General features: G+C 41.3%; 1 pseudogene. It reads right to left on the bottom strand.

Annotation, left to right across the window (positions count from 1 at the left end):
* Window positions 1-264: pseudogene (locus tag R7Z50_RS25185) on the bottom strand (4-hydroxyphenylpyruvate dioxygenase); the annotation flags it as partial.
* Window positions 265-969 lie beyond the last annotated feature (705 nt).

Genomic DNA, 969 nt, shown 5'->3' with positions numbered 1-969 from the left:
TTTCACACGAAACGCCATACCACATACAGATGGGCCGTGAACTTTAGCAAACTCCTCCGCTTGGCTATGAGGCTGGGCGTTCACGATAAAGCTGATGTCACCTTGTCGATACAACCATGCTTCTTTCGAACGATGTTTGGCTATTTCAGCAAAGCCTAGCGATGTAAATAACGCTTTTAGTTGTTCAATACCTTTGCTGTCAGCAGCTGTGTATTCAACAAACTCAAATCCGTCTGTACCTAATGGGTTGTATGTGTCCACCATGACTTTCTCCTTGCGTCACTAATTTGTTTACAGCCTCACTGAGCTGTTTGAACTGATTTTTCTAACTTGGCGCAGGTAGAGAGAAATTGGAATACATCAGCCGAAATCTCTATTTCGATGGGTCTTACGGAGAAATGTAAATTTAATGTTACACCACAAAGCCATCAATGTGCCCGGTTAAAAAGAAACCAAAATCAAATTGAATTTCAATCAATTAGGTTGATATTTTTCGATTTACGCCACACCACCGAATGTAAACAACTTGTTACCATGGTGATTTTTATTGGCACCTAGCGACTTTAGATAAGTCTTTGGTTTCATTTAAAGAGAGGTTGGAGAGAGTGAAACAAGCGAGAGTTTCAAGACAACAAAGCGCACGTAAAAAGCGGCCAAGCTCTTATTGAACTTGGCCTATCCAGTTGGCAGTGCGAGGATATGAGTAAACAGAGACGTCATTAATCCACAAATGTGATTTTGCTTCAAATACACCCTACTTATTTACAGTGCACCTTGCAGCAATTATTGACTGCTTTCATCAGTTACATATTTGCTTCGAGCCATAGTGCATTACTGTCTCCGCTCTCAATTACCAAATTGTCACTTGCTAAACCACTTTCGTGATTGCGTCGTCACTTCTGGAATTATCCTCGGTCAGAATCGTGTCAGGCAGTGATTTTCTTTGATTCACCGCAGCTTCACCTACAT

It is taken from the genome of Vibrio sp. 1249-1, assembly GCF_033340495.1.
Note: the sequence above shows the minus strand (reverse complement) of the source record. Positions and strands in the feature narration are given on the sequence as shown.